General features: G+C 74.2%; 3 protein-coding genes. All 3 read left to right on the top strand.

Going from position 1 to position 2,192, the window contains the following annotated elements; all coding sequences use genetic code 11:
- Nucleotides 1-746, top strand: a 746-nt coding sequence (locus AC1MIR_RS18825) for a hypothetical protein (RefSeq protein WP_480029721.1), incomplete at its 5' end; no start/stop codon positions are given.
- Between the two features lie 49 nt (nucleotides 747-795).
- Nucleotides 796-1,287, top strand: coding sequence for a CHAP domain-containing protein (locus AC1MIR_RS18820; RefSeq protein WP_480029720.1), 492 nt, complete (start codon nucleotides 796-798; stop codon nucleotides 1,285-1,287).
- A gap of 61 nt (nucleotides 1,288-1,348) precedes the next feature.
- The coding region (locus AC1MIR_RS18815) for a Bug family tripartite tricarboxylate transporter substrate binding protein (protein ID WP_480029719.1) at nucleotides 1,349-2,192 on the top strand (844 nt) is incomplete at its 3' end.

Here is a 2,192-nt window from a genome sequence, read left to right as displayed (position 1 = left end):
CCCCCGCCCACTGGGGGCCCGGGGGCGCGAGCGGCGCGGGGGAGAGCCGGCCGCGCACGTTGGGGCAGGGGCGCGCGGGCGCGGCGCGGCGCTTCGACGCCGGCCTCGAGCGCCACTGGGCGATCACCGATCCGCATCAGCCCCGGGCGGCGGAAGCCTGGGCGCAGGTGACGCGCCGCTGGGCGCGGGTGCCGGAGGGCGGCGAGGCCGCGCATCTGGACGACACCGTCTCGCGCCTGCGGGCCGTCGGCTACTTCTTCGAGGTGGACCTGTTCTCCCGCCTCGGCAGCTTCTTCGGCACCACCTTCGTCTTCCCGACCGCGCTGGTGCTGCCCGATGCCTGCGACCGGATCCAGGCCGAGATGGTGCTCGGCAGTTCCGGCGGCAGCTTCGGCGTGCGGCTGGAGGCGCATTTCCTGCGCGGCTACCACCGCGCGGTCGGGCGCGGCGCGCTGGCCGTGGCGCGGCCCGCAGAGCCGCCGAAATGGCCGGTGCTGACCAGCATGATCCCGGCCTTCGAGGCGATCGGCGACCTGTGGATGGAGACGGTGTATTTCGCCTCGGTCGCCTCCTCGCCGGCCAACTGGGCCCGCTGCCGCTCCGCCCGGGGCTGGCAGACGCAGCGCAACACCGTCTGCCGGGAGGATTGGTGGCCCGGCTGCGCCGCGGATGCGGAACCGGGCCAGCCGAACTGGTGCCTGGCGACCGAAGCCTGGCCGAACAGCCGCCTGCACGAGATCCGCTGACGACGTTTCGGTGGTGGCGGCGCGGCCATCCATCAAGTAAAACAGCAGCATGCGGCGCGCCCTTGCCATGCTGCTTCTGCTTGCCCTGGCTGCCTGCGGCACCAGCCGCGCGCCGGCGCCCGGCGCCGGCATCAGCGAGCCCACCTCCTGCGTGCCCTATGCGCGGGCGCGGTCCGGCATCGCGCTGCAGGGCGATGCCTGGACCTGGTGGGACGCGGCCGCCGGGCGCTACGACCGCTCCCGCACGCCGAGCCCCGGCAGCGTGCTGGTGCTGAACCGCACCAGCCGCATGCGCGACGGACATGTGGCGGTGGTGACGCGCGTGGTCAGCCGGCGGGAGATCCTGGTGGATCACGCCAACTGGGCCTCCGGCGGGGCCAAGGGGCGCATCGCTACCGGCCAGCGCGTTGTGGACATCTCGCCCGGCAATGACTGGTCCGTGGTGCGGGTGTGGTATCCGCGGATCAACGATCTCGGCGTCACGGGCTACCCGGTGCGCGGCTTCGTGCATCCGCGCACCACCCTCGCCCGCGCCGGATGATCTTGCCCCCGGCCGCCAGCCGGGCTTGGGTGCGGATCAATCGCACCAGGGAGGAACCCCGATGACCCTCACCCGTCGCGGCGTGCTCGGCGCCGCCACCCTCGCCACCCTGCCGACCATCGCCGGCGCCCAGTCCGGCTGGCCGGACCGCCCGGTGCGCATCATCGTCGCCTTCCCCGGCGGCTCCACCCCCGACACCGCGGCCCGCGTGGTGAGCGAGCATCTCGCCAAGGTGCTGGGCCAGCCGGTGGTCGTGGAGAACCGCAGCGGCGGCGGCGGGAACATCGGCACCGAGGCGATCGCGCGCGCCACGGACGGCCACACCATCGGCGTGACCATCGGCGGGCCGGGCAGCACGGCGAAGGTGCTGAACCCGAACCTCGGCTACGATCCGGCCACCGACCTGACGCCGATCTCGCTGCTTGCGCGGCTGCCCTTCGTGCTGGCGGTGCATCCCTCGGTGCCCGCCAACACCGTTCGGGAGCTGGTGGCCTATGCGAAGGCCAATCCGGGCAAGCTGAACTACGGCTCCACCGGGCCCGGCACGCTCTCCCACCTCGCCACCGAGGATTTCGCGCGCAAGGAAGGCTTCCGGGCCGAGCACATCTCCTATCGGGGCGTGGCTCAGGCGGTGCTCGACCTGGTGGCGGGGCGGCTGCAGATGTTCATGGCGGCACCCGCCGGCGTGCTCGGCCAGATCGCGGACGGCAAGCTGCGCGCGCTGGCGGTGACGGGGCCCGAGCGGATGCCGCAATTGCCGAACGTGCCGACGCTGCGCGAGGCGGGCGTGCCGATGGAGCCGGTGGTCGCCTGGATCGGCCTATTCGGCCCGGCCGGCCGGCCGGCCCCCCCCCGGGGGCGGGGCGCCGGGGGAGCCCATACGCCGCGGGACCCGCCCGAGCCGC

The organism is Falsiroseomonas sp. RANM36, from assembly GCF_056682175.1.
The sequence above is the reverse complement of the archived record's forward strand: the minus strand, read 5'-3'. Positions and strand labels throughout refer to the sequence as shown.

Bases quoted from the DNA above. Each gene is read 5' to 3' on its own strand.
- AC1MIR_RS18820 (WP_480029720.1), top strand. From the start codon at position 796: ATGCGGCGCGCCCTTGCCATGCTGCTTCTGCTTGCCCTGGCTGCCTGC.